This is a genomic window from Citrobacter sp. RHBSTW-00570 (assembly GCF_013739755.1).
In the GTDB taxonomy this organism is placed as follows: domain Bacteria; phylum Pseudomonadota; class Gammaproteobacteria; order Enterobacterales; family Enterobacteriaceae; genus Citrobacter; species Citrobacter braakii.
Genome location: NZ_CP056399.1, coordinates 4,533,872 through 4,560,847 on the forward strand (window position 1 = coordinate 4,533,872; position 26,976 = coordinate 4,560,847).

Sequence of the window (26,976 nt, forward strand, 5' to 3'; positions counted from 1 at the left end):
GCTGTGCGCCTGATTATCACTTTTCTGATGGCCTGGTGCCTCAGCCTGGGGGCGTACGCTGCGACGGCCCCCGATGCCAAACAACTCACCCAGGAACTGGAGCAGGCAAAAGCGGCGAAACCTGCTCAGCCAGAAACCGTCGAGGCTCTCCAGTCCGCGCTGAATGCCCTCGAGGAGCGTAAAGGTTCTCTCGAGCGTGCCCAGCAATATCAGCAGGTTATTGATAACTTCCCCAAGCTGTCCGCAACATTACGCGCGCAGCTTAGCAACCTGCGCGACGAACCGCGCAATGTGCCAACCGGACTCACCACCGATGCGTTAAACCAGGAGATCCTCCAAGTCAGCAGCCAACTGTTGGAAAAGAGTCGTCAGGCCCAGCAGGAGCAGGATCGCGCCCGGGAAATCGCCGACTCGTTAAGCCAGCTTCCTCAACAGCAAACCGATGCCCGCCGCCAGCTAAATGAGCTTGAGCGACGTATTGGTACCGCCAACTCTAATCCCGCGCAGAATCAGGCGATGCAGGCTGAATCCGCCAAACTCAAAGCCCTGGTCGATGAACTGGAGCTGGCGCAGCTTTCCGCTAATAACCGCCAGGAGCTGGCGCGTATGCGCTCAGAGCTGGCGGAAAAACAGAGCCAGCAGCTCGATACTTACCTGCAGGCTTTGCGCAACCAGCTCAACAGTCAACGTCAGCGTGAGGCAGAGCGAGCGCTGGAAAGCACCGAACTGTTGGCGGAAAACAGCGCGGGACTGCCGGAAGGTATTGTCGACCAGTTCAAGGTTAACCGCGAACTGTCTCAGGCATTAAACCAGCAGGCGCAACGTATGGACCTGGTAGCCTCGCAACAGCGTCAAGCCGCCAGCCAAACGCTGCAGGTGCGCCAGGCATTGAATACGCTGCGAGAGCAGTCTCAGTGGCTTGGGGTCTCAAATATGCTGGGAGAAGCGCTGCGCGCGCAGGTATCCCGTTTACCGGAAATGCCCAAGCCTCAGCAGTTGGATACCGAAATGGCGCAGCTTCGCGTGCACCGTATGCGCTATGAGGATCTCCTCAACAAACAGCCGCAGTTGCGTCAGATTCATCAGGCCGATGGACAACCGCTGACCGCTGAACAGAGCAGCATTCTCAACGCCCAGTTACGCACCCAACGTGAGCTGCTGAACTCTTTGTTACAGGGTGGCGATACGCTGATCCTTGAGCTGACCAAGCTCAAAGTCTCTAATAGCCAACTGGAAGATGCGCTAAAAGAGGTCAACGAAGCAACGCACCGTTATCTGTTCTGGACGTCGGACGTTAGCCCCATCTCCCTCTCCTGGCCTGTCGACATCGTCCAGGATCTGCGGCGTCTGATCTCATTAGATACGTTTAATCAGTTGGGCAAAGCCAGCATCATGATGCTGACCAGCAAAGAAACGCTGCTCCCGCTTTTCGCGGCATTGGTGCTGGTTGGCTTTAGCCTCTCTTCGCGCAAACACTTCACCCGTTTTCTGGAGCGTTCATCTGCGCGGGTCGGGAAAGTCACCCAGGACCACTTCTGGCTGACGATACGCACGGTGTTCTGGTCGATACTCGTCGCTTCTCCGTTGCCGGTGCTGTGGGCAACGCTCGGTTACGGATTGCAGGAAGCCTGGCCTTATCCATTAGCTGTCGCTATCGGGGATGGCGTTACCGCCACGGTGCCCATGCTGTGGGCAGTAATGATTTGCGCCACCTTTGCGCGCCCCAACGGTCTGTTCATTGCCCACTTTGGCTGGCCGCGTAACCGCGTCGCGAAAGCCATGCACTATTACCTGATGAGTATCGGGCTGATTGTGCCGCTGATCATGGCGGTGATTATGTTTGATAATCTCAATGACCGGGAATTCTCCGCCTCACTGGGGCGTCTGTGCTTTATTCTGATTTGCGGTGCGCTGGCGGTCGTGACCCTGAGCCTGAAACGCGCCGGAATACCGCTGTACCTCGATAAAGAAGGCAACAGCGATAACATGGTCAACAGCATGCTGTGGAATATGCTGATGGGCGCACCGCTGATTGCCATTCTCGCTGCGGCAGTGGGCTATCTCGCCACGTCGCAAGCTTTACTGGCGCGTCTGGAAACGTCCGTAGCTATCTGGTTCTTGTTACTGGTGGTGTATCACGTTATCCGCCGCTGGATGCTGATCCAGCGCCGCCGGCTGGCGTTTGACCGCGCCAAGCATCGACGTGCCGAAATGCTGGCGCAGCGCGCACGGGGTGAAGAAGAACCAGCGCATTCCACCAGCCTTGAAGGCACGATTGATGTTGATGAAAGCGAAGTGGATCTGGATGCTATCAGCGCGCAATCACTGCGCCTGGTGCGCTCTATCCTGATGCTTATCGCCCTGCTCTCGGTCATTGTGCTGTGGTCAGAAATTGATTCCGCTTTCGGCTTCCTGGAAAATATCTCGTTATGGGATGTCACCTCCACGGTGCAGGGTGTGGAAAGTTTAGAGCCGATAACGCTGGGTGCAGTGCTTATCGCAATCCTGGTGTTTATCATCACTACCCAGTTAGTGCGCAACCTGCCCGCGCTGCTGGAGCTGGCGCTGCTGCAACATCTCGATTTAACCCCCGGCACCGGTTACGCTATCACCACCATCACCAAGTACCTGCTGATGCTGATTGGCGGTCTGGTTGGCTTCTCAATGATCGGTATTGAGTGGTCCAAACTGCAATGGCTGGTAGCTGCTCTCGGTGTCGGTCTGGGCTTTGGTTTGCAGGAGATCTTCGCCAACTTTATTTCCGGCCTGATTATCCTGTTTGAAAAACCAATCCGCATTGGCGACACGGTGACGATTCGCGATCTTACCGGTAGCGTGACGAAAATTAATACCCGCGCCACGACCATCAGCGACTGGGACCGCAAAGAGATCATCGTGCCCAACAAAGCCTTTATCACCGAGCAGTTTATCAACTGGTCGTTATCTGATTCGGTCACCCGTGTGGTATTAACCATCCCGGCACCGTCGGAGGCTAACAGCGAGGAGGTTTCGCAGATCCTGCTTACTGCCGCACAACGCTGCTCACTGGTTATCGATAACCCGGCGCCAGAAGTCTTCCTGGTTGACCTGCAGCAAGGGATTCAAATCTTCGAACTGCGTATTTATGCCGCTGAGATGGGGCATCGCATGCCGCTGCGCCACGAAATCCACCAGCTGATTCTGGCTGGCTTCCGCGAGCACGGTATCGATATGCCGTTCCCACCGTTCCAGATGCGTCTGGAGAGCCTCGGCGGTAAGCAAACGGGAAGAACCTTAAGTTCTGCGGGCAGAAGCAGTCGCCCGGCGGGGAGTTTGTAAACAAAAATGATGCCGGATGGCAGCTTCGCCGAATCCGGCCTACGAAGAATCATTTTTGTAGGCCGGATTCAGCAGGAAGTTTACTCCACCGCCCACTCAGGCTCGTTGGCCGTGCGGCGGCTGTAGTTCTGATAAATCGCCATTGCCAACAGCGAGAAGAAGATCGGGCCTCCGGTCATCCACAATGCGCTGTTCCAGTCCCCAGCTTCAATCACCGGCTGGATGATGGTGAACACATTGGCAAACGTCACCACCAGCACAACCACCGATGTGGCCAGTAACGTCGCCGCTCGGGTTTTAAAGACAACAAACGGTCTTTCCAGGCCCGTACGGGCTTTAAAGAACGGAAACGCCAGCGCGAGGAACAGATACGGCAGCGTCATCGAGACGTTCGCCATCAGCGTCAGTTTGTTATAGAACGCTGAAGCCGTATCGCCGCCAAACGAAACCAGCAGGATAAACAGGCTCACCAGCAGGCACTGCAACCACATTGCCGTCGTCGGCATCCCCACGGCATTTAGTTTGGTCATTGGCGCTGGCCACAGCGCCTTCGGCGTTCCCTGAATAATCGCTTTCAGTGGCGAATAGCTGAGCGTGAAAAAAGCGCCGGTATAAGCGAGAAACATAGAAAGCCCGGTGATACGCGCGAACCACACCCCCGTCGCCATCGCGGTTTCAGGAGAAAGATGCAGCGCGTTACCTAACGTCATCCCGAGGCTTTTCATTAGGATATACGTTATATTGCCGAGGTTGACCGAGCTATTGCTTAATACTTGCTGCCAGTTGGTGCTAACGCCCCATAAAAATATGGCCAGTGAATAACCGACAGAAATGACAATCGCGGCAAAGACAATGCCTTTCGCAAAGTTCTTTTCTGGCTTTTCTGTTTTATCAACTAATCCCCCCACGGCTTCTATTCCGCCGTAAGCAAAAATAGCAAACACAACAAATGACAACATGGCCAGACCGGATTGATATCCCGGATTAGGCGAGGAGATGAAATTAATATCCTGCGCAAAGTGACCACCAGTTAATAACAAAATAGCGACACTCACTAACAACAGAACTAAATTAAGACACATTACGGCAATTCCGCCTACAGCCGTAATACGAGCAATCTTATTAATCCCCCGGGAGGCCACGCAGGTTACCAGAATCATCCAACCGACGGCGAGCAACCCGACGACCTGCGTAGGCTCAAGCCCCGCAAAACGCCAGTGCTGCGTCATGTCTGCGCCAAATAAGAAGGTTGAAAAAGGTACCCAAACTTTCGCTGCGGTGCTTACCATCCATATCACATAGGAAGAAAACCACATAAACGTGCCGATAAACGCATAGCGTGGCCCAACGCTATTATTCATCCACGAATAGATTCCGCCCTCTTCTTTCCGATAGGCAGCCCCCATTTCCGCCATCATTAAAGCAAATGGGATAAAGAATAATAATGCAGAAAATATATACCACGGAATCGCGCTATACCCCATTAAATAGAATGCGGAGGGGCTATTCGCAAAACCGAAAACAGACGTAAATATCATGAGGATGAGACCTATTAGGCTCATCTTTTTTATTGTTTGGGTCATTAAACCATCCCTTACTCTGGCAAGCGTTTAACAAACGCCACTCACCGGTTGGCACTGCCCTCTTTTCAGAGTTCAGCGATAGAAAAATCAACACAGAATTGATACCTGAACGATATCAAATATCCAGGAGTAAATTGTGGCTATTAGAGGGTAAATGAAAAAATATGCTACAAAGTGGCTATTTCACCGCCACTTTGCATTGAAGGAGAGTACGTTACGCGCGATCGACGGTAAATGCGATAACCTCGGCCAGGCTCTCTGCGCCCAATGCCAGCATCACAAGACGGTCAACGCCCAGCGCCACACCAGAGCAATCCGGCATACCCACTTTTAACGCTTCAAGCAGGTTGGTGTCGATAGGCTGCTGCGGCAAGCCACGTGCGGCACGTTTGCGGTTATCCTGCTCAAACCGCTGCTGCTGTTCGCGCGCGTCGGTCAATTCATGGAAACCATTCGCCAGCTCAATACCTTTGTAGTAAACCTCGAAACGTTCAGCCACGCGGTGATCTTCGGTACTGATTTGCGCCAGTGATGCCTGGCTGGCCGGGAAATGATACACAAACGTCGGTTTGTCTTTGCCAATATGCGGCTCAACGCCCATCGTAAACAGCAACTGCAGTAAGGTGTCCCGGTCTTCTTCGGTATCGGCGATATTACTGAGATCCAATTTCGCCGCCACTTCCCGCAGTTGGGTTTTATCCGCAGACAGCGGGTCTATCTCCAGATGGCGCTGGAAGGCTTGCTGGTAAGAGAGACTTTCCGCAGGTGAGCAGTCCAGCACCTGCTGGAGCAAATCATCCACTTCATTCATCAGGCGATACATATCGTAGTGCGGACGATACCACTCGAGCATAGTGAATTCAGGGTTATGATGACGCCCCATCTCTTCATTACGGAAGCTGCGGCACAGTTGATACACCGGGCCGCATCCTGCCACCAGCAGGCGCTTCATATGGTATTCCGGGCTGGTCATTAAATAGAGATTCATTCCCTGGGAGTGTCCAGGGCCGACGAAACGCGTTTCGAACGGGAACAGATGGATGTCCGTTACCGTTGCCTGACTCATACAAGGGGTCTCAACCTCAAGCACGCCACGATCGGCAAAAAAGCGGCGAATCTCCGCTATAATTGCTGCACGTTTTAACAGATTGGGGATGGACGCGCTCGGCTGCCAGGTTGCCGTTTCGCTCATGGTTGTTTCTCCGATTTAAGACAAGGGCACGAAGTCTACTCGTATCGCGTTAACGAGACAAATTTCGCGCGCCAATAATCCACACTGGCAATTGGATAAAAAAAGCGACATGGGGTGGTTTAGTAATTAAATTAATCAAATTCAATGATAATTCCCCCCTTTGACACGCTAAAAAAATCGAACACGTCAAATTTCCCGCACATCCCTGAGACTATACTATTGTACCTATAAAGGAGCAGTGGAAACGCGTTCATAACCTGTTTGAAGCCGATGAAGCATCTGATTTCAGGCAGGAATGAAATAACAACAATCTGGAGGAATGTCGTGCAAACCTTTCAAGCCGATCTTGCCATTATAGGCGCCGGTGGCGCGGGATTACGTGCTGCAATTGCTGCCGCACAAGCAAATCCCAACGCTAAAATCGCACTGATCTCAAAAGTGTACCCAATGCGCAGCCATACCGTTGCTGCCGAAGGCGGCTCTGCTGCTGTCGCGCAGGATCATGACAGCTTTGACTACCATTTTCACGATACGGTAGCAGGCGGAGACTGGCTGTGTGAGCAGGATGTCGTGGATTACTTTGTCCACCACTGCCCAACTGAAATGACGCAACTGGAACAATGGGGCTGCCCATGGAGCCGCCGTGAAGACGGTAGCGTCAACGTACGTCGCTTCGGCGGTATGAAAATCGAGCGTACCTGGTTTGCCGCGGATAAAACCGGCTTCCACATGTTGCATACGCTGTTCCAAACATCTTTGCAGTTCCCACAGATTCAGCGCTTTGACGAACACTTCGTTCTGGATATCCTGGTTGATGATGGCCATGCTCGCGGCCTGGTTGCCATGAACATGATGGAAGGCACGCTGATGCAGATCCGTGCTAATGCTGTTGTGATGGCAACGGGCGGCGCAGGTCGTGTTTACCGTTACAACACCAACGGCGGCATCGTAACTGGCGACGGTATGGGCATGGCGCTGAGCCATGGCGTTCCGCTGCGTGATATGGAATTCGTTCAGTATCACCCGACGGGTCTACCAGGCTCTGGTATCCTGATGACCGAAGGCTGCCGTGGTGAAGGCGGTATCCTGGTCAACAAAAACGGCTACCGTTATCTGCAAGACTACGGCATGGGTCCGGAAACCCCGCTGGGCGAACCGAAAAACAAATACATGGAACTCGGTCCGCGCGACAAAGTTTCTCAGGCTTTCTGGCACGAATGGCGTAAGGGTAACACCATTTCCACCCCGCGTGGCGATGTGGTTCACCTCGACCTGCGTCACCTCGGCGAGAAAAAACTGCTCGAACGTTTACCGTTCATCTGCGAACTGGCGAAAGCCTACGTGGGTGTCGATCCGGTTAAAGAGCCGATCCCGGTACGTCCTACCGCGCACTACACCATGGGCGGTATCGAAACCGATCAGCACTGTGAAACCCGCATTAAAGGTCTGTTCGCTGTGGGCGAATGTTCCTCTGTTGGTCTGCATGGCGCTAACCGTCTGGGTTCTAACTCCCTGGCGGAACTCGTGGTCTTCGGTCGTATGGCCGGTGAACAGGCTGCAGAACGTGCTGCAACGGCTGGCGCTGCAAACAGTGCCGCGCTCGATGCGCAGGTTGCTGGCGTTGAAAAACGTCTGAAAGATCTGGTTAACCAGGAAGGTAACGAAAACTGGTCTAAGATCCGTGACGAAATGGGCCTGTCCATGGAAGAAGGTTGCGGTATCTACCGTACACCGGAACTCATGCAGAAAACCGTTGATAAACTGGCGGAGCTGCAGGAACGCTTCAAGCGCGTACGTATCACTGATACCTCCAGCGTCTTCAACACCGACCTGCTGTACACCATCGAACTGGGTCACGGTCTGAACGTTGCTGAATGTATGGCGCACTCTGCTCTGGCGCGTAAAGAATCCCGCGGCGCGCATCAGCGTCTGGATGAAGGCTGCACCGAGCGTGACGATGTGAACTTCCTCAAACACACCCTCGCCTTCCGCGATGCTGACGGCACGACTCGTCTGGAATACAGCGACGTGAAAATCACCACTCTGCCACCGGCTAAACGTGTTTACGGTGGCGAAGCGGAAGCAGCCGATAAGAAGGAGAAGGCGAATGGCTGAGATGAAAAACCTGAAAGTTGAGGTGGTGCGCTATAACCCGGAAACCGATACCGCGCCGCACAGTGCTTTCTACGAAGTTCCTTATGATGAAACCACGTCACTGCTGGATGCGTTGGGCTACATCAAGGATAACCTGGCACCGGACCTGAGCTACCGCTGGTCCTGCCGTATGGCGATCTGCGGCTCCTGCGGCATGATGGTCAACAATGTACCTAAACTGGCGTGCAAAACCTTCCTGCGTGATTACACCAACGGCATGAAGGTTGAAGCGCTGGGCAACTTCCCGATTGAGCGCGATCTGGTCGTCGACATGACGCACTTTATCGAAAGCCTGGAAGCGATCAAACCGTACATCATCGGTAACCCGCGTACACCGGATCAGGGTCCAAACACCCAGACTCCGGCGCAGATGGCGAAGTATCATCAGTTCTCCGGTTGCATCAACTGTGGTCTGTGCTACGCCGCGTGCCCGCAGTTCGGCCTGAACCCAGAGTTCATTGGACCGGCTGCGATTACTCTGGCGCATCGTTACAACGAAGATAGCCGCGACCACGGTAAGAAGGAGCGTATGGCTCAGTTGAACAGCCCGAACGGCGTCTGGTCCTGTACTTTTGTGGGCTACTGCTCCGAAGTCTGCCCAAAACACGTCGATCCGGCTGCGGCCATTCAGCAGGGTAAAGTTGAAAGTTCAAAAGACTTTCTTATCGCTACCCTGAAACCACGCTAAGGAGTGCACGATGACGACTAAACGCAAACCCTATGTGCGACCAATGACGTCCACCTGGTGGAAAAAGCTGCCATTTTATCGTTTTTACATGCTGCGCGAAGGCACGGCGGTTCCGGCAGTCTGGTTCAGCATTGAACTGATTATCGGCCTGTTTGCACTCAAGCATGGTGCAGAGTCCTGGATGGGCTTTGTCGCCTTTTTGCAAAACCCGGTGGTGGTGATCCTGAATATTATCGCCCTGGCAGCAGCGCTGCTGCATACCAAAACCTGGTTTGAGCTGGCGCCAAAAGCTGCCAACATCATCGTAAAAGACGAAAAAATGGGACCAGAGCCGATCATCAAAGGTCTCTGGGCAGTTACTGTGGTTGCGACAGTAGTAATACTGTTTGTTGCCCTGTTCTGGTAAGGAGTCCGGAATGATTAATCCAAATCCAAAACGCTCTGACGAACCCGTATTCTGGGGCCTGTTTGGTGCAGGCGGTATGTGGAGCGCAATCATTGCGCCGGTGATGATCCTGCTGGTCGGCATTATGCTGCCGCTGGGCTTTGTTCCTGATGCTTTCAGCTATGAACGCGTACTGGCATTCGCTCAGAGCTTCATCGGACGTGCGTTTCTGTTCCTGATGATCGTTCTGCCGCTGTGGTGTGGTTTACACCGTATGCACCACGCGATGCATGACCTGAAAATCCACGTGCCTGCGGGCAAATGGGTATTCTACGGACTGGCAGCTATCCTGACCGTTGTAACGGCTATTGGGATCCTGACCATCTAATCGCATGCGTTAATTATCAGGCCCGCCAATGGCGGGCCTTTTTATTAGTGCAGCATCCCGGTCAACCAGCGGGAAAACTCACGCATCGCGGACGTCTCCGGACGAGATTGTAAACGCGTTATCCAGTAACTCCCCAGATCAATCTGCGTTAGAAAAGGCTGCACGATACGTTCACTACTGAGCAAATGCGTGAACATTCTTACCGGTGCAATTGCCACGCCAATCCCCGCCTGCGCGGCTTCCAGCATTGAGACGGACGAGTCAAACACCACCACGTTGTGCGTCGGTGACGGAGGCGCTTCTCCGGCGGCCTGCATCCAAAGCGTCCATTCATCACGCCGATACGATCGTAATAACGGAAATTTCAGGATGTCCACAGGTGCTTTAATCTGCGAGGCCAATGTCGGTGAACACAGCGGAGACATCAGCGCGCTACACAAATATTGCGCATCGGTATCGTGCCAGGCTCCTCCTCCGTAGCGAATAGTATAATCCAGCCCTTCGGCGGCGGGATCCACACGGTTATTGTGGGTGGAAATATGCAAATCAATATGCGGACAGTGGCGCTTAAAGTCGCTCAACAGAGGGAAAAGACAACCGACCGCAAAGGTCCCCACCACGCCAATTTTAAGTTTTTCCTGAGTCTGTTTAGTGGCAAAACGATCCAGCATCCCCGCCATACGATCGAAAGAGTCATTAAGTACAGGTAACAGACTTTCCCCTTCAGTCGTCAACATTAACCCTCGAGAACCACGCACAAAAAGCTGACAATTCAGCTGTTGCTCCAGCGCTTTCACATGCTGGCTTATTGCAGAATGCGTCACGTTGAGCTCAATCGCAGCGCGGGTAAAGCTGAGATGTCTGGCCGCTGCTTCAAAAGCCCGCAGCGAGTTAAGGGGGATATAGCTACGCGTCATTATCTGGCCTGTTAGAAAAACTTATATCTGCTGCTAAATTTAACCGTTTGTCAACACGGTGCAAATCAAACACACTGATTACGTCTGACGGGCCCGGACACCCTTTCGCTTTTAATTACGGAACTGATTTCATGATGAAAAAATCGATATGCTGCGCGCTGCTGCTGACAGCTTCTTTCTCCACGTTTGCCGCCGCAAAAACAGAACAACAAATTGCCGATATCGTTAACCGCACCATCACACCGCTGATGCAGGAGCAGGCAATTCCGGGTATGGCCGTTGCGATTATCTATCAGGGGAAACCTTATTACTTTACCTGGGGTAAAGCCGATATCGCCAATAACCGTCCAGTCACGCAACAAACGCTGTTTGAACTCGGATCGGTCAGTAAAACGTTCAACGGTGTGCTGGGCGGCGATGCTATAGCCCGCGGCGAAATTAAGCTCAGCGATCCGGTCACGCAGTACTGGCCTGAACTGACTGGTAAGCAGTGGCAGGGTATCAGCCTGCTGCACTTAGCCACCTACACGGCAGGCGGCCTGCCGCTTCAGGTTCCGGACGACGTTACGGATAAAGCCGCGTTACTACGCTTTTATCAAAACTGGCAGCCGCAATGGGCCCCAGGCGCTAAACGTCTTTATGCTAACTCCAGCATTGGTCTGTTTGGCGCCCTGGCAGTGAAACCCTCAGGCATGAGCTACGAAGAGGCGATGTCCAAACGCGTCCTGCACCCCTTAAAACTGGCGCATACCTGGATTACGGTTCCGCAGAGCGAACAAAAAGATTATGCCTGGGGTTATCGCGAAGGAAAGCCAGTGCATGTATCCCCTGGCCAACTTGATGCCGAAGCATACGGGGTGAAATCGAGCGTTATCGATATGACCCGTTGGGTTCAGGCCAACATGGACGCCAGCCAGGTTCAGGAGAAAACGCTCCAGCAGGGCATCGAGCTTGCGCAGTCACGTTACTGGCGTATTGGCGATATGTACCAGGGCCTGGGCTGGGAGATGCTGAACTGGCCGGTGAAGGCCGACTCGATAATTAGCGGTAGCGACAGCAAAGTGGCACTGGCAGCGCTTCCTGCCGTTGAGGTAAACCCGCCCGCGCCTGCCGTGAAAGCCTCATGGGTGCATAAAACGGGCTCCACTGGCGGATTCGGCAGCTACGTTGCTTTCGTTCCAGAAAAAAACCTTGGCATCGTGATGCTGGCAAACAAGAGCTACCCAAACCCTGTTCGCGTCGAGGCCGCCTGGCGCATTCTTGAAAAACTGCAGTAACGGACAAGGAGGCCCTGGATATTGGGCTTCCTTTCTTTCTCTTTTTTTCCTGCTGTCATCTACACTTAACAAAAATCCAGCAAGGAAAATCCCATGCGCATTCTGCCCGTCGTTGCTGCAGTTACGGCTGCATTTCTGGTTGTCGCTTGCAGCACCCCAACACCCCCGAAAGGTGTTACCGTAGTAAATAACTTTGATGCCACACGCTATCTGGGCACCTGGTATGAAATTGCGCGTTTCGACCATCGATTCGAACGCGGACTGGAAAAAGTGACTGCTACCTACAGCCTGCGCGACGACGGCGGTATCAATGTTATTAACAAGGGCTATAACTCGGACAGAGGAATGTGGCAGAAAACGGAGGGGAAAGCCTACTTCACTGGCGACCCAAACCGCGCTGCGCTCAAGGTCTCGTTTTTTGGCCCCTTCTATGGCGGGTATAACGTGATTGCCCTCGACAGGGAATATCGTCACGCGCTGGTTTGCGGGCCGGATCGCGACTACCTGTGGATCCTTTCACGGACCCCTACTATTTCAGATGAAATGAAACAGCAAATGCTGGCCATCGCGACCCGGGAAGGGTTTGAGGTGAATAAGCTGATTTGGGTAAAACAGCCTGGCGCTTAGTGGGTGCTCAGCTTGAGGCCAATAATACCGGCCACAATCAGCCCGAGGCTCAGTAACCGCGCCGGGCTGGCAGATTCACCCAGCAGCAGAATCCCTGTAATGGCCGCCCCGACTGCGCCGATACCGGTCCATACAGCATAGGCGGTTCCTACAGGCAACGTACGCATTGCCCAGGAGAGCATGGCGATACTGACGATCATTGCCACAATAGTGATAATGCTTGGCGTCAAACGCGTAAAACCGTGGGTATACTTCAGGCCAATCGCCCAGACAACTTCGAGCAGACCTGCAATTAATAAAACGATCCAGGACATATCAGGCTCCAGAACAATGGGGCCGTCCCCGGTGAAAGAAGCGTTTGCAGGTCGTCCTGCAAAGCTGATGTGTGAAATGGCATTTTTGCCCGAGAGAAAATGAATTTCAACCTTTTTATTCGCTGCCCGTTAAAAGCAAGAATTAAGCATAATTAGCGGCGTAGTTCCCGCATTTGGCACTCATCGGAGTTCTCTATGATGAAGGGCTTTCTGAATCCGGAAAGTCGATTGCCTCTCTTCTGAATGCGAAAAGGTTATGCTTAAAATTTTAGTGATTGACCGGTGCCACTTTACCCGCACAGGGATTGAGGCCTTGCTTAATCATTCTGGCAGGTTCAGCTCCTCATTTCTTGTGTCAGGGATCAATAATCTCCTGTTAGCAAAAGAGCATATTTTGCAGTGGAAGCCGCATCTGGTGATCGCGGATTTATACAGTTTTATTAGCGAGACGCATACCAGTCCGCCAATTAAACCCTTTTTCATGAGCTGCGGCGTCATCCCGCTGATTTTACTGCAATCAGTTGAAAGACAGCACACCTCAATGGCTTCCTCTCAATCCGTCGCCTATTCGGTCTTAACCAAGCACACCACGCTGAACGCGCTCTCACACACGATTCAGGAGGCGCTACAGCTTCGCCCCACGTTAGAAATAGCCGAAAACGCGACTCCGCTGCTTACGCCGCAGGAGGAGAAAGTATTGTCGATGTGGATGGATGGAGTGAGTAACAATGCGATAGCCGCCGCACTCAGCATTCATGGCAAGACGGTCTACACCTATAAACGGAATATCCGCATGAAACTGCACATGGGGAACCGCTTCTCGCCGTTTCTCTCACTCCCCGGGAAGGGGAATTAACGGTACGACGTGACGTCGTACCGTTCATGATTATTGTTGAGCTTTTGTCGCTGCACCAGAGATTGCGCTACCGCCCTCAGAGATATCCTGCCCAACACCTTTCGTGGTATTGCACGCAGTCAACACTGAAGAAAGAACCAACACAGAAAAGATCGCAGCAATTGTCTTTTTAACCATAACGTCTTCCTTTTCTAGCCAATATTGTTTGTGTATAGCTCATTAATAATAGACAAGATCCGGAAGTGTGATGGATAAACAACCGTTTTTAAGACTATGAGAGAGTGTTAGCTGGCGGCGTGAGAGATTGAATTGCCAAGATGTTTGATGTCTTCACCGAAGCCGCGCGCGGTATTACAACCCGCCAGGAGAGTGCTGGTGAAAAGGATGAGCATTACAAGACTGAGAAGACGTTTCATCATTCCTGCCCTGGAAAAAGTATGGCGCAGCAACCTGCGCCATAAGATCAAATAGATATCTTATTTTACGCGAGAAACGTATTCGCCGGAGCGAGTATCCACTTTGATCACTTCACCGATCTGTACGAACAGCGGAACTTTAACGACTGCGCCAGTAGACAGAGTAGCCGGTTTGCCGCCAGTACCAGCGGTATCGCCTTTCAGACCTGGGTCAGTTTCAACGACTTCCAGCTCAACGAAGTTTGGCGGAGTCACGGAGATCGGCTGACCGTTCCACAGGGTCACGATGCATTCAGCCTGGTCCAGCAGCCATTTAGCGTTATCGCCTACCGCTTTCTCGTCTGCAGCCAGCTGTTCGAAAGTGGTGTTATTCATAAAGTGCCAGAACTCACCGTCGCTATACAGGAAGGTCAGGTTCATGTCGGCTACGTCTGCGCCTTCAGCGGAGTCGGTAGACTTGAAGGTTTTCTCTACGCGAGTACCGGTCAGCAGGCGACGCAGCTTAACGCGCGCAAATGCCTGGCCTTTACCTGGTTTAACGAATTCGCTGGCTTCAACCGCATAAGGTTCGCCGTCCAACATGATTTTAAGACCAGCACGAAAATCGTTGCTATAGTACGTTGCCATAAGGCCCTCTGAAAATTGTTAACTGGTAGCTAAGCCACAAAATGGCGCATATTGTAACCCTAAATACCCCATCCAGAGAAGATTGGTTATCGCAACTTGCCGATGTTGTGACCGATCCTGATGAACTTCTGCATCTTTTGAATATAGACGCAGATGAAAAACTGTTGGCCGGACGCGACGCGAGACGACTTTTCGCCCTGCGCGTACCGCGCGCCTTTATTGCTCGTATGGAAAAAGGCAATCCGGACGATCCGCTTTTGCGTCAGGTACTTACTTCCCAGGAAGAGTTTGTTGCTGCACCTGGCTACTCGACCGATCCGCTGGAAGAACAGCACAGCGTGGTCCCCGGTTTGCTGCATAAATATCGCAATCGGGCGCTGTTGTTGGTTAAAGGCGGTTGCGCGGTAAATTGTCGCTATTGCTTCCGCCGACACTTCCCGTATGCCGAAAACCAGGGCAATAAACGCAACTGGCAGGTCGCCTTGGACTACATTAGCGCGCATCCTGAGCTGGATGAGATTATCTTCTCCGGTGGTGATCCGCTAATGGCCAAGGACCATGAACTGGACTGGTTACTCACGCAACTGGAAGCCATCCCGCACATTAAGCGTCTGCGCATTCACAGCCGTTTGCCGATTGTGATCCCCGCGCGCATTACTGAAGGACTGGTCCAGCGCTTTGCGCGCTCCTCCCTGCAGGTTCTGCTGGTCAACCACATTAACCACGCCAATGAGGTCGATGAGGCGTTTCACCAGGCGATGGTCCGACTGCGTACCGCTGGCGTCACGCTACTCAACCAAAGCGTTTTGCTGCGTGGCGTGAACGATAACGCACAAACGCTGGCGAACCTGAGCAACGCCCTGTTTGATGCGGGGGTGATGCCCTATTACCTGCACGTACTGGACAAAGTGCAAGGTGCCGCCCACTTTATGGTCAGCGACGATGAGGCACGTCACATTATGCGTGAACTGCTGACGTTGGTTTCCGGCTATATGGTCCCCAAACTGGCGCGTGAAATTGGCGGAGAGCCAAGTAAAACGCCGTTGGATCTGCAACTACGCCAACAATAACCATTATTGAGTGTCCGATTTCGGACACTCACCACGATTACTTATTATTTAAATCCTCACAAGTGGAGCCACGCTTTTAATCTGTGCTATTTTAATTAGTGCTATAAAATCATTAATTCATAATTTGTATTAGTAGAACCAAATTCAGAATATTAATAAATATATGGTTAGGGAGAACCTTTTATGGCTATAAGTATTAAGGGCATTAATACCGGTGTTATTCGTCAAAAGAATGAATTTATTGCTTTAGCATTAAAGATAAAAGAACCAAGGAATAAATCGTCGTTATTTTTTCTTTCTCCGCTTGGGCTAAGAGATCTGCTTATCGCCCTGGAAAGCAGGCTATCCGCTAAACATCAGCTTAGCGAAGAAGAGCATGCGCAATATGAGAAGGAATGCGATAAAGCCAGCCAAAAGATGCACGAAAATATTCCTTTGATTCAGGAAGATGAGCTAAAAAATGCCGACATTAATCGTCGCATAAATTCGCTGATGTTAGTGGATGACAAAGGCGAAAACTTAACATTTTCTCTGACACTGCATGATGGACAAACGTGTGAATTACTGATTAATGAACTACAGATTCGGGTGCTGGTCCATGCTGTTATTCATGCAATAAATAATGCTGGCATGCGGGAATTAGCGCTACGAATTACATCGCTGCTGGATTTCCTGCCGCTGTACGATGTTGATTGCCAGGCAAACGACAATCTGGAATACGACTCTTATACGCACCCCGAATGGAAACAAAGCCTGTTTAATCATTATCTGGCGATTATTTACCGCTATACAGATGATCAAGGAAAAGCCCAGTTCTGTGGTTCGGTAGTAAAAACTCGCGCCCCTTCCGGCAGCAAAGAGGCCGAAGCCATTACTCGCCGTCTTCTCGATTTCAGCCCACGGCTGAAAAAGCTTGCTGGTGTATCGTGCCAGGTGTTTGTCAGAACGTTGACGGGTGATAAGGCGCAAAAGCTCAATCAGGATCAGTGCCTGCGCGCGCTGCATCATTTACGCGCTCAGTCTGCGCATAACGCTCAAAATGCCTGATGTTTCTGCGCTTATCAGGCCGACGAATTTGTATCGTAGGCCTGATAAGACATTTAGCGTCGCCATCAGGCATCAACAGCATTTATCAATTTGGGCACTTATAAACCTGTCCGGTCATTTCACTGGCAGTAGGAACAAAGCTGGACAGCATTCCCTGTGATGGGCTGCTGACGCCATAAATCACGTTACCACCCATTGCCGCAGCCTGGTTACGCAGATCGTTTGCTGCGCCACGCATAGAGCCACCCTCTTCGCCGTGCTGGCCAGAAAGCCAGTTGCTTTGCGTACCGGTTGCAGTGCCAATCAGTTGACACTCTGCGCCAGGCTTCTCTTCGACGAAGCGTACGCTTTGCCCGGCTGAACTCAGTTCGTTGCTGGAGCTACAACCCGCCATCAGTAGCGCGGCACCAACGATCCCTGCTAAATATTTCACGTGCATGTCATTCCCCATAATCAATGAGCTGGACGTTATGTCCGTAGCTGAATCATATACTAAAAAGATGACCAAAAGAAAAACCCCCGGACATTTCTGCCCGAGGGTTTCTCATTTTTCGCGAGATACGTATTTAATCAAATAATTCAAGTTGCAGGCAGGCGACAGGTTCATGAATCCCCCCAGTGCTTACATGAGTAAGTGACTGGGGTAAACGAACGCAGCCAATGAACCTGCGGCTTGAAGTATGAAGATTAAATTACATCATGCCGCCCATTCCACCCATGCCGCCCATACCACCAGCAGCACCTAAGTCAGGCGCATCGCCTTTCGGCAGATCAGTAACCATGCACTCGGTGGTGATCATCAGACCCGCAACAGAAGCCGCGTACTGCAGAGCTGAACGCGTTACTTTGGTTGGATCCAGGATACCCATGTCGATCATGTTACCGTATTCTTCAGTTGCAGCGTTGTAACCGTAGTTACCGTCACCCGCTTTCACGGTGTTAGCCACTACAGACGGCTCTTCGCCGCAGTTCAGTACGATTTGACGCAGCGGAGATTCCATTGCGCGCAGCGCAACTTTGATACCTACGTTCTGGTCTTCGTTCTGACCTTTCAGACCGGCAATTTTAGACGCTACGCGAATCAGCGCAACACCACCACCAGCAACCACGCCTTCTTCTACCGCAGCACGAGTCGCGTGCAGGGCATCTTCAACGCGGGCTTTCTTCTCTTTCATTTCAACTTCAGTCGCAGCACCAACTTTGATAACCGCAACGCCGCCTGCCAGTTTCGCTACGCGCTCCTGCAGTTTTTCACGGTCGTAGTCGGAAGTTGCTTCTTCGATCTGCTGACGAATCTGAGTCACGCGACCCTGGATTGCAGCTTCGTCACCCACGCCATCAATGATGGTGGTGGTGTCTTTGTTGATAACAACGCGTTTCGCCTGACCCAGATCTTCCAGAGTTGCTTTTTCCAGCTCCATACCGATCTCTTCAGAGATAACGGTACCACCGGTCAGGGTAGCGATATCCTGCAGCATCGCTTTACGACGGTCGCCGAAGCCAGGCGCTTTAACCGCCGCGACTTTCACGATACCGCGCATGGTGTTAACAACCAGAGTTGCCAGCGCTTCGCCTTCAACATCTTCAGCGATGATCAGCAGTGGTTTACCGGCTTTTGCTACTGCTTCCAGCACCGGCAGCATTTCGCGGATGTTGGAGATTTTCTTGTCAGCCAGCAGGATGAACGGGCTTTCCAGTTCTACTGCGCCAGTTTCCGGCTTGTTGATGAAGTAAGGAGACAGGTAACCACGGTCGAACTGCATACCTTCAACCACGTCCAGTTCGTCCTGCAGACCGGTACCGTCTTCAACGGTGATCACGCCTTCTTTACCGACTTTGTCCATCGCTTCAGCGATCAGTTTACCTACGGTTTCGTCGGAGTTAGCGGAGATAGTACCAACCTGAGCAATCGCTTTAGAGTCAGAGCACGGTACGGACAGTGCTTTCAGTTCTTCAACGGCAGCAGCGACAGCTTTGTCGATACCACGTTTCAGATCCATCGGGTTCATGCCCGCAGCAACGGCTTTCAGACCTTCAGTGATGATGGACTGCGCCAGTACGGTTGCGGTGGTGGTACCGTCGCCTGCAGCGTCGTTCGCTTTAGAGGCAACTTCTTTCACCATCTGCGCCCCCATGTTTTCGAACTTGTCTTCCAGTTCGATTTCACGGGCTACGGAAACACCATCTTTAGTGATGGTCGGTGCACCGAAAGATTTATCCAGAACTACGTTACGGCCTTTTGGACCGAGGGTAACTTTCACTGCATCTGCCAGTACGTTTACGCCGCGCAGCATTTTCACACGAGCGTCGTTACCGAATTTTACGTCTTTAGCTGCCATTTTCTCTTTCCCTTAAATTCGTATGTTCAGTGTCGTTCGCGGATTAGGCTTCAACAATTGCCAGGATGTCACTTTCAGACATGATCAACACTTCTTCATTGTCGATCTTCTCAGATTTAACACCGTAGCCATCGTTGAAAATAACGATATCGCCGACTTTAACGTCCAGCGGCTGTACGGTACCGTTGTCCAGGATGCGGCCCTTACCGACAGCGATGATTTCGCCACGAGTTGATTTACCTGCTGCAGAACCGGTCAGTACGATGCCGCCAGCAGATTTAGATTCAACTTCTTTACGTTTGACGATCACACGATCATGTAACGGACGAATACTCATTGATAGCTCTCCTTTGAGAAAGTCTTTATCAGTTATGGGTGACGCCGGCCCGTGAACGGTTTCCCGGCTAGTGACCAGAGAAATGGGGATGGGGCTTTGTACCTTCAAGGGGGCAAGCGAAAAAAAATTTATATCAGCAGAAAATTCCGTCAAAACGCCGACGCGCATCACATTTTATAACGATTTCAGTCACGTCGTCATAAGCAAATACGATTGTGATACCATCAAAAATCTGCGCTGTAGCCCGGTCAATGGGCATAACCGGATAACAACTTATGAGCGGACTGAAACAAGAGCTGGGACTGGCTCAGGGCATTGGCCTGTTGTCGACATCATTGCTAGGTACAGGCGTTTTCGCCGTCCCTGCGCTAGCCGCGCTGGTGGCTGGCAACAACAGCCTGTGGGCCTGGCCGGTGCTGATTGTTTTAGTCTTTCCCGTGGCGATTGTCTTTGCCGTACTGGGTCGTCATTTTCCCAGCGCGGGTGGCGTGGCGCATTTTGTTGGTATGGCCTTTGGCTCACGCCTGGAGCGCGTCACCGGATGGCTATTTTTGTCGGTGATTCCCGTCGGCTTGCCTGCGGCATTACATATTGCCGCCGGATTTGGTCAGGCGATGTTTGGCTGGCATGACGAACAGCTTCTGTTGGCAGAGCTCGGTACGCTGGCATTGGTTTGGTATATCGGCTCCCACGGTGCCAGCTCTAGCGCTAATCTGCAAACGGTCATTGCCGGATTGATTGTTGCCCTCATTGTCGCCATCTGGTGGGCAGGCGATGTGAAACCTGGCGAAATCCCCTTCCCTGCGATAACCGAGATTGAGCTCCCCGGACTGTTCGCCGCGCTGTCGGTGATGTTCTGGTGTTTTGTTGGCCTTGAAGCGTTTGCCCATCTGGCATCTGAATTCAAAAACCCGGAGCGGGATTTCCCGCGCGCGCTGATGATCGGCTTGCTGTTGGCGGGCTCTGTTTATTGGGCATGCACCGTCGTCGTGCTTCATTTTGGCGCCTACGGTGAGCAAATGGCGGCGGCGGCCTCACTGCCAGAGATCGTCGTGCAGTTATTTGGCGTACAGGCACTGTGGGTCGCCTGCATCATTGGTTATCTGGCCTGTTTTGCCAGTCTCAACATTTATATTCAAAGTTTCGCCCGGCTGGTCTGGTCGCAAGCGCAATATAAGCCGGAGAGCCATCTGGCGCGTCTGTCTCCCCGTCACCTTCCACGCAATGCGCTAAACGCCGTATTGGGCTGCTGCGTGATCAGTACGTTGTGCATCTATATGCTGAAAATCAATCTCGATGCGTTAATCATCTATGCTAACGGCATCTTTATTATGATTTATTTGCTGTGCATGCTGGCGGGATGTCGATTACTGAAAGGGCATTATCGCATGCTGGCGGTCATTGGCGGTCTACTGTGTCTGCTGCTGTTGGCAATGGTTGGCTGGAAGAGCCTGTATGCGCTGATTATGCTGGCAGGGCTGTGGCTGTTTTTACCCCGCAGGCCGGATAAGATGACGTTGACGCCGTCATCCGGCAGATAAGCATTTTGCCGGATGGTGCTCACGCTTATCCGGCCCGCATACTGATGCTTAATCCCGAGGATCGTCTTTATGATCAATACGGTTGCGATCGTCGTCTTTGCGCTGAAATTCGCCATCAAAGGTCTCACCGCCACCGGTTCCGGCGCTGAAACCACCGCCCGGCATACGCGAAAAACGCAAATGCGGCAGCAGTTTCATCGTCAGATGTTTTTGCACCGGGGGTAATAAAAGAAGAAGACCGAGGAAATCGGTGAAAAAACCGGGCAGTACCAACAGCAGACCAGCAATGATCAGCGACACGCTCTTGATCATTTCTGCAGCCGGACTTTCACCAGCCGCCATTTTTTGTTGCATCAGTAAAAAGTTTTTAAATCCCTGGTTACGAACCAGAGACATACCGATAACCGACGTAAAAATAACCAAAATCAGCGTCATCAGGACACCCAGGACATGGGCAACCTGAATAAAAATAGATATCTCTATGTAAACATAGAGAAAAATGGCAAGTAATGGTATCCAGCGCAAAGGGTTCTCCTGTCAATAACAGTCGTTTTTTTCAACGCCTGTCCGATGAATTATGTGACTCGCATCAATTAGATGTTGAGGTGGTTAGCAAAATTTCAAGTCGCTTGTACACTTATTTTTAGTATTAATCCTAAAGGGGTGATCCATTTCACAGAATAATAAATAAGGGGTAAATTCCACGCTTTAAGTGATCCAGATTACGGTAGAAATCCTGAACCAGCATATGATCTCGAGTATCAGACCGATGCAGGGGATAATCGTCGGTCGAGAAACAATCGAAATCACATATATCCTGTGTGTTTAGTCAAATCATTGGCAGCTTGAAAAAGAAGGTTCACATGTTAAACAACATTCGTATCGAAGAAGACTTGTTGGGTACCAGGGAAGTTCCAGCGGACGCCTACTACGGTGTTCACACTCTGAGAGCGATTGAAAACTTCTACATTAGCAACAACAAAATCAGCGACATTCCTGAATTTGTTCGCGGTATGGTAATGGTTAAAAAGGCAGCGGCAATGGCCAACAAAGAGCTGCAAACCATTCCTAAGAGTGTGGCAAATGCCATCATCGCGGCGTGTGATGAAGTCCTGAATAACGGAAAATGCATGGATCAATTCCCGGTAGATGTTTACCAGGGTGGTGCGGGTACCTCCGTCAACATGAACACCAACGAAGTGCTGGCCAATATCGGTCTGGAACTGATGGGTCACCAGAAAGGTGAATATCAGTACCTGAACCCGAACGACCACGTTAACAAATGTCAGTCTACCAACGACGCTTACCCAACTGGCTTCCGTATCGCGGTATACGCATCCATCATCAAACTGATCGATGCCCTGAACCAGCTGCGTGAAGGCTTCGAACAAAAAGCTGTTGAATTCCAGGACATCCTGAAAATGGGCCGTACCCAGCTGCAGGATGCTGTACCGATGACCCTCGGTCAGGAATTCCATGCTTTCAGCGTACTGTTGAAAGAAGAAGTGAAAAACATTAGTCGTACCGCTGAGCTGCTGCTGGAAGTTAACCTCGGTGCAACTGCAATCGGTACGGGTCTGAACACGCCGAAAGAATACTCCCCGCTGGCAGTACAGAAACTGGCTGAAGTCACTGGCTTCGCCTGTGTTCCGGCAGAAGACCTGATTGAAGCAACTTCTGACTGCGGCGCATACGTTATGGTTCACGGCGCACTGAAACGTCTGGCTGTTAAGATGTCCAAAATCTGTAACGACCTGCGTTTGCTTTCCTCTGGCCCACGTGCTGGTCTGAACGAGATCAACCTGCCGGAACTGCAGGCTGGTTCTTCTATCATGCCAGCAAAAGTGAACCCAGTTGTTCCAGAAGTCGTAAACCAGGTTTGCTTTAAAGTCATCGGTAACGACATCACCGTTACTATGGCATCTGAAGCTGGTCAGCTGCAGCTGAACGTAATGGAGCCGGTCATTGGCCAGGCAATGTTTGAATCCATTCACATTCTGAGCAATGCTTGCTACAACCTGCTGGAAAAATGCGTTAGTGGTATCACTGCTAACAAAGAAGTCTGTGAAGCGTTTGTATTCAACTCCATCGGCATCGTTACTTACCTCAACCCGTTCATCGGTCACCACAACGGCGACATCGTCGGTAAAATTTGTGCCGAAACCGGTAAGAGCGTACGTGAAGTTGTCCTGGAACGCGGTCTGTTGACCGAGTCTGAACTGGACGATATCTTCTCTGCACAGAACCTGATGCACCCTGCTTATAAAGCAAAACGTTATACTGATGAAAGCGAACAGTAATCGTGTAGGGTAGTACCGGAGAAGGCACGTCATGATGACGTGCCTTTTTTCTTACTCGAAGTTACTTAAAAACAACAATTTAATATCAACTTGTTAAACAACAAGGAAGGCTAATATGATAGTTTTAGAACTTATCATCGTTTTGCTGGCAATCTTTTTAGGTGCCAGACTTGGGGGTATCGGTATTGGATTTGCAGGTGGGCTGGGTGTTCTGGTTCTTGCCGCTATTGGCGTAAAACCAGGTAATATTCCGTTCGATGTTATTTCCATTATCATGGCGGTTATCGCTGCCATCTCTGCCATGCAGATTGCCGGTGGTCTGGACTATCTGGTTCATCAAACTGAAAAACTGCTGCGTAAAAACCCGAAATACATCACGATTCTTGCACCAATCGTGACCTATTTCCTGACTATCTTTGCCGGTACCGGCAACATCTCTCTGGCAACTCTGCCGGTTATCGCTGAAGTCGCGAAGGAACAAGGTATCAAACCTTGCCGTCCGCTCTCTACCGCAGTGGTTTCTGCACAGATTGCGATTACGGCGTCGCCAATCTCCGCAGCTGTGGTTTACATGTCTTCCGTAATGGAAGGTCATGGCATCAGCTACATTCACCTGCTGTCCGTGGTCATTCCGTCCACTCTGCTGGCCGTTCTGGTGATGTCCTTCCTGGTAACGATGCTGTTCAACTCCAAACTGTCTGACGACCCGATTTATCGTAAGCGTCTGGAAGAAGGTTTGGTTGAACTGCGTGGTGAAAGACAAGTTGAAATCAAAGCTGGCGCGAAAACCTCCGTTTGGTTGTTCCTGCTGGGCGTGATTTGCGTAGTTGTATACGCCATCATCAACAGCCCAAGCCTCGGCCTGGTCGCTAAACCGCTGATGAACACCACCAACGCAATCCTGATCATCATGCTGAGCGTCGCGACGCTGACTACGATCGTCTGCCGCGTTGAAACTGACTCCATCCTGAACTCCAGCACCTTTAAAGCGGGTATGAGCGCCTGTATTTGTATCCTGGGTGTTGCATGGCTGGGTGATACCTTCGTATCTCACAACATTGACTGGATCAAAGATACTGCAGGTAGCGTAATTCAGGGTCATCCGTGGTTGCTGGCTGTCATTTTCTTCTTTGCTTCTGCGCTGCTGTACTCTCAGGCTGCAACCGCTAAAGCACTGATGCCGATGGCTCTGGCTCTGAACGTTTCCCCACTGACTGCTGTTGCGTCTTTCGCAGCTGTTTCTGGCCTGTTCATTCTGCCAACCTACCCAACTCTGGTTGCGGCGGTGCAGATGGATGACACCGGTACAACCCGCATCGGTAAATTCGTCTTTAACCATCCGTTCTTCATCCCGGGTACTCTGGGCGTGCTTTTGGCTGTCTGCTTCGGCTTCTTGCTGGGCAGCTTCATGCTGTAAAACTTTACTGCAGGGTGCCTTCGCGCCCTGCAGTTCCTCCTCCTCATCATCCCGCTTTAACTAACATCCTTCCCTCGTCCGTTGTATAGTGACCACTCTTTAGCTGGTTACTCTGTTCTTTCGAGGTGTTTATGCTTGATGTAAAGAGTCAGGATATTTCCATCCCCGATACCGTTGTGGTGCTCTGTACCGCCCCGGATGAAGCAACCGCCCAGGATCTGGCCGCCAAAGTGCTGGCGGAAAAGCTGGCTGCCTGCGTGACGCTGCTGCCTGGCGCGACCTCCCTCTATTATTGGGAAGGTAAGCTGGAGCAGGAATATGAAGTCCAGATGATTTTAAAAACCACCGTCACACACCAGCAAGCCCTTCTCGATTGCCTGAAGTCACATCATCCATACCAAACGCCTGAACTTCTGGTTTTACCCGTCACTCACGGAGACTTTGATTACCGCTCATGGCTCAACGCATCCTTACGCTGATCCTGCTGCTGTGCAGCACATCTACCTTTGCCGGATTATTTGACGCGCCTGGCCGCTCGCAGTTTGTTCCTGCCGATCGGGCGTTTGTTTTTGATTTTCAGCAAAACCAACACGATCTGAACCTCTCATGGCAGGTTAAAGATGGCTACTATCTGTATCGCAAACAGATAAGCATTACGCCATCTCAGGCCGATATCGCCGAGGTAAAACTACCGCCAGGCGTCTGGCATGAAGATGAGTTTTATGGCAAAAGTGAGATTTACCGTAAACAATTGACTATCCCGGTCACGGTCAATCAGGCTAAATCTGGCGCAACATTAACGGTCACATACCAGGGCTGTGCCGACGCCGGTTTTTGCTATCCGCCTGAAACTAAAACGGTGCCATTAAGTGAAGTGTCTGCCGATACCAGGGCGACACCTGCGCCAGTTCCTGCCACCGATACTTTGCAAGAGAGACCACAACCCGCAACCCAGCTTCCCTTCTCTGCGCTGTGGGCATTGCTAATCGGAATTGGCATCGCGTTTACACCTTGCGTATTGCCGATGTATCCGCTGATTTCCGGTATCGTGCTGGGCGGAAAACAACGCTTATCAACCGGACGCGCGCTGCTGCTGACGTTTATCTACGTCCAGGGAATGGCGCTCACTTATACCGCGCTGGGTCTGGTTGTTGCGGCCGCCGGATTGCAGTTCCAGGCTGCGCTACAGCATCCTTACGTCCTGATTGGCCTTGCCGTGGTCTTTACGCTGCTGGCCCTTTCGATGTTTGGCTTGTTCACGCTGCAACTCCCTTCATCGCTGCAAACACGCCTTACATTGATGAGTAACCGTCAGCAAGGCGGTTCCCCCGGTAGCGTCTTTGCGATGGGGGCGATTGCCGGCCTCATCTGTTCTCCTTGTACAACGGCCCCGCTAAGCGCGATTTTGCTGTATATCGCTCAGAGCGGGAACATGTGGCTGGGAGGCGGCACGCTGTATCTGTACGCGCTGGGGATGGGATTACCTCTGATGCTAATTACCGTATTCGGTAATCGTCTGTTACCTAAAAGCGGCCCATGGATGGAACATGTCAAAACCGCTTTTGGCTTTGTCATTCTGGCGCTCCCCGTCTTCTTACTCGAACGCATCATTGGCGACGACTGGGGCGTTCGCCTGTGGTCGCTGTTGGGCGTCGCATTCTTTAGCTGGGCATTTATCACCAGCCTGCAGGCAAAGCACGCCTGGATGCGCATCGTGCAAATTATCCTGTTAGCTGCAGCGCTGGTAAGCGTACGGCCATTGCAGGACTGGGCGTTCGGCGTGCCGCATGCTCAAACCCAGACACACCTTAACTTCACGCCTGTGGCTTCGGTGGATGCGCTAAATCAGGCGCTGGCACAAGCTAAAGGCAAGCCCGTGATGTTGGATCTGTATGCTGACTGGTGCGTGGCCTGTAAGGAGTTTGAGAAGTATACGTTTAGCAATCAGCAGGTTCAGCAAGCGCTAGGCGACACGGTGCTTTTGCAGGCGGATGTGACTGCAAATAATGCCCAGGATGTCGCTCTGCTGAAACATCTACAGGTTTTAGGTTTGCCGACTATTTTGTTCTTTGACGCCGAGGGGAAAGAGCATCCGGAGGCTCGGGTAACCGGCTTTATGGATGCCGCGACCTTCAGCGCACATTTGCGCGATCGCCAACCGTGAGCGACACTTGCAACAAGAA

General features: G+C 51.7%; 26 protein-coding genes. 15 read left to right on the forward strand and 11 right to left on the reverse strand.

What is annotated here, in order from left to right:
- Positions 1-3: 3 nt before the first annotated feature.
- The gene (gene mscM, locus HV237_RS21565; protein ID WP_181541632.1) at positions 4-3,318 is read left to right on the forward strand and encodes a miniconductance mechanosensitive channel MscM; all 3,315 of its coding nucleotides are present in this window, start codon (positions 4-6) and stop codon (positions 3,316-3,318) included.
- 80 nt (positions 3,319-3,398) lie between these two features.
- On the opposite strand, the gene yjeM is transcribed toward mscM, so the two are convergent.
- Both yjeM and epmA read right to left on the reverse strand, forming a co-directional pair.
- Complete coding sequence (yjeM, locus tag HV237_RS21570; protein ID WP_047358904.1) at positions 3,399-4,901, reverse strand: glutamate/gamma-aminobutyrate family transporter YjeM; 1,503 nt, start codon at positions 4,899-4,901, stop codon at positions 3,399-3,401.
- A gap of 214 nt (positions 4,902-5,115) precedes the next feature.
- Positions 5,116-6,093, reverse strand: a complete 978-nt coding sequence (gene epmA / locus HV237_RS21575; RefSeq protein WP_003830517.1) for an elongation factor P--(R)-beta-lysine ligase — start codon at positions 6,091-6,093, stop codon at positions 5,116-5,118.
- Between the two features lie 324 nt (positions 6,094-6,417).
- Between epmA and frdA the strand changes: the two genes are divergently transcribed.
- From frdA to frdD, 4 genes are read left to right on the forward strand one after another with little or no spacing between them, the layout of a single operon-like run.
- On the forward strand, positions 6,418-8,208 hold the full coding sequence (gene frdA, locus HV237_RS21580) for a fumarate reductase (quinol) flavoprotein subunit (RefSeq protein ID WP_016151402.1): 1,791 nt from the start codon (positions 6,418-6,420) through the stop codon (positions 8,206-8,208).
- Positions 8,201-8,935: a fumarate reductase iron-sulfur protein gene (gene frdB, locus HV237_RS21585; protein ID WP_006686291.1), complete on the forward strand. Its 735-nt coding sequence runs from the start codon at positions 8,201-8,203 to the stop codon at positions 8,933-8,935. The genes frdA and frdB overlap by 8 nt, the downstream gene beginning before the upstream one ends.
- A gap of 10 nt (positions 8,936-8,945) precedes the next feature.
- On the forward strand, positions 8,946-9,341 hold the full coding sequence (frdC, locus tag HV237_RS21590; RefSeq protein WP_016151401.1) for a fumarate reductase subunit FrdC: 396 nt from the start codon (positions 8,946-8,948) through the stop codon (positions 9,339-9,341).
- Between the two features lie 10 nt (positions 9,342-9,351).
- Positions 9,352-9,708, forward strand: a complete 357-nt coding sequence (gene frdD / locus HV237_RS21595) for a fumarate reductase subunit FrdD (protein ID WP_003025535.1) — start codon at positions 9,352-9,354, stop codon at positions 9,706-9,708.
- A gap of 44 nt (positions 9,709-9,752) precedes the next feature.
- On the opposite strand, the gene ampR is transcribed toward frdD, so the two are convergent.
- Positions 9,753-10,625, reverse strand: a complete 873-nt coding sequence (gene ampR / locus HV237_RS21600) for a LysR family transcriptional regulator AmpR (RefSeq protein WP_016151400.1) — start codon at positions 10,623-10,625, stop codon at positions 9,753-9,755.
- 131 nt (positions 10,626-10,756) lie between these two features.
- On the opposite strand from ampR, the gene HV237_RS21605 reads away from it, so the two are divergent.
- Complete coding sequence (locus HV237_RS21605) at positions 10,757-11,902, forward strand: class C beta-lactamase CMY-70 (protein WP_046275846.1); 1,146 nt, start codon at positions 10,757-10,759, stop codon at positions 11,900-11,902.
- Positions 11,903-11,995: 93 nt separating this feature from the next.
- Entirely contained in the window at positions 11,996-12,529 is a 534-nt protein-coding gene (locus HV237_RS21610) for a lipocalin family protein (protein WP_047358983.1), read from the forward strand.
- Here the strand turns inward: HV237_RS21610 and sugE are convergent.
- Positions 12,526-12,843: a quaternary ammonium compound efflux SMR transporter SugE gene (gene sugE / locus HV237_RS21615; protein WP_016151397.1), complete on the reverse strand. Its 318-nt coding sequence runs from the start codon at positions 12,841-12,843 to the stop codon at positions 12,526-12,528. The genes HV237_RS21610 and sugE overlap by 4 nt on opposite strands.
- A 256-nt stretch (positions 12,844-13,099) precedes the next feature.
- Between sugE and HV237_RS21620 the strand changes: the two genes are divergently transcribed.
- Positions 13,100-13,699, forward strand: coding sequence for a LuxR C-terminal-related transcriptional regulator (locus tag HV237_RS21620; protein ID WP_046275848.1), 600 nt, complete (start codon positions 13,100-13,102; stop codon positions 13,697-13,699).
- Between the two features lie 30 nt (positions 13,700-13,729).
- On the opposite strand, the gene ecnB is transcribed toward HV237_RS21620, so the two are convergent.
- The 3 genes from ecnB to efp all read right to left on the reverse strand — a co-directional run bounded on the left by ecnB (position 13,730) and on the right by efp (position 14,742).
- A complete protein-coding gene (gene ecnB, locus HV237_RS21625; RefSeq protein ID WP_016151395.1) occupies positions 13,730-13,876 on the reverse strand; it encodes a lipoprotein toxin entericidin B in 147 nt (48 codons plus the stop codon).
- A gap of 107 nt (positions 13,877-13,983) precedes the next feature.
- Positions 13,984-14,118 carry a lipoprotein antitoxin entericidin A gene (gene ecnA / locus HV237_RS21630; protein WP_016151394.1) on the reverse strand — a complete coding sequence of 45 codons (135 nt, stop codon included), beginning with the start codon at positions 14,116-14,118 and terminating at the stop codon, positions 13,984-13,986.
- 57 nt (positions 14,119-14,175) lie between these two features.
- A complete protein-coding gene (gene efp, locus HV237_RS21635; protein ID WP_003025478.1) occupies positions 14,176-14,742 on the reverse strand; it encodes an elongation factor P in 567 nt (188 codons plus the stop codon).
- Between the two features lie 41 nt (positions 14,743-14,783).
- Between efp and epmB the strand changes: the two genes are divergently transcribed.
- Together epmB and yjeJ are read left to right on the forward strand one after the other, a co-directional pair.
- Positions 14,784-15,812, forward strand: a complete 1,029-nt coding sequence (epmB, locus tag HV237_RS21640; RefSeq protein ID WP_047358982.1) for an EF-P beta-lysylation protein EpmB — start codon at positions 14,784-14,786, stop codon at positions 15,810-15,812.
- 183 nt (positions 15,813-15,995) lie between these two features.
- On the forward strand, positions 15,996-16,859 hold the full coding sequence (gene yjeJ, locus HV237_RS21645) for a YjeJ family protein (protein ID WP_047358981.1): 864 nt from the start codon (positions 15,996-15,998) through the stop codon (positions 16,857-16,859).
- Between the two features lie 85 nt (positions 16,860-16,944).
- Here the strand turns inward: yjeJ and HV237_RS21650 are convergent, their stop codons facing one another.
- From HV237_RS21650 to HV237_RS21660, 3 genes are all read right to left on the reverse strand, one after another.
- Positions 16,945-17,298, reverse strand: a complete 354-nt coding sequence (locus tag HV237_RS21650) for a DUF4156 domain-containing protein (RefSeq protein ID WP_016151391.1) — start codon at positions 17,296-17,298, stop codon at positions 16,945-16,947.
- A gap of 253 nt (positions 17,299-17,551) precedes the next feature.
- On the reverse strand, positions 17,552-19,198 hold the full coding sequence (gene groL / locus HV237_RS21655; protein ID WP_003025464.1) for a chaperonin GroEL: 1,647 nt from the start codon (positions 19,196-19,198) through the stop codon (positions 17,552-17,554).
- Positions 19,199-19,241: 43 nt separating this feature from the next.
- The gene (locus HV237_RS21660) at positions 19,242-19,535 is read right to left on the reverse strand and encodes a co-chaperone GroES (protein WP_000027827.1); all 294 of its coding nucleotides are present in this window, start codon (positions 19,533-19,535) and stop codon (positions 19,242-19,244) included.
- A 275-nt stretch (positions 19,536-19,810) separates the two neighbouring features.
- On the opposite strand from HV237_RS21660, the gene yjeH reads away from it, so the two are divergent.
- Positions 19,811-21,076, forward strand: a complete 1,266-nt coding sequence (gene yjeH, locus HV237_RS21665; RefSeq protein ID WP_047358980.1) for an L-methionine/branched-chain amino acid transporter — start codon at positions 19,811-19,813, stop codon at positions 21,074-21,076.
- A 48-nt stretch (positions 21,077-21,124) separates the two neighbouring features.
- On the opposite strand, the gene HV237_RS21670 is transcribed toward yjeH, so the two are convergent.
- Entirely contained in the window at positions 21,125-21,601 is a 477-nt protein-coding gene (locus HV237_RS21670; protein WP_016151389.1) for an FxsA family protein, read from the reverse strand.
- Between the two features lie 338 nt (positions 21,602-21,939).
- Here HV237_RS21670 and aspA point away from each other — a divergent pair, with 338 nt between their 5' ends.
- From aspA to HV237_RS21690, 4 genes are all read left to right on the forward strand, one after another.
- The gene (aspA, locus tag HV237_RS21675) at positions 21,940-23,376 is read left to right on the forward strand and encodes an aspartate ammonia-lyase (protein ID WP_016151388.1); all 1,437 of its coding nucleotides are present in this window, start codon (positions 21,940-21,942) and stop codon (positions 23,374-23,376) included.
- A 115-nt stretch (positions 23,377-23,491) separates the two neighbouring features.
- A complete protein-coding gene (gene dcuA, locus HV237_RS21680) occupies positions 23,492-24,793 on the forward strand; it encodes an anaerobic C4-dicarboxylate transporter DcuA (protein ID WP_016151387.1) in 1,302 nt (433 codons plus the stop codon).
- A gap of 131 nt (positions 24,794-24,924) precedes the next feature.
- The gene (cutA, locus tag HV237_RS21685) at positions 24,925-25,272 is read left to right on the forward strand and encodes a divalent cation tolerance protein CutA (RefSeq protein WP_003025447.1); all 348 of its coding nucleotides are present in this window, start codon (positions 24,925-24,927) and stop codon (positions 25,270-25,272) included.
- Positions 25,248-26,957, forward strand: a complete 1,710-nt coding sequence (locus HV237_RS21690; RefSeq protein ID WP_047358979.1) for a protein-disulfide reductase DsbD — start codon at positions 25,248-25,250, stop codon at positions 26,955-26,957. The genes cutA and HV237_RS21690 overlap by 25 nt, the downstream gene beginning before the upstream one ends.
- Positions 26,958-26,976: the final 19 nt, after the last annotated feature.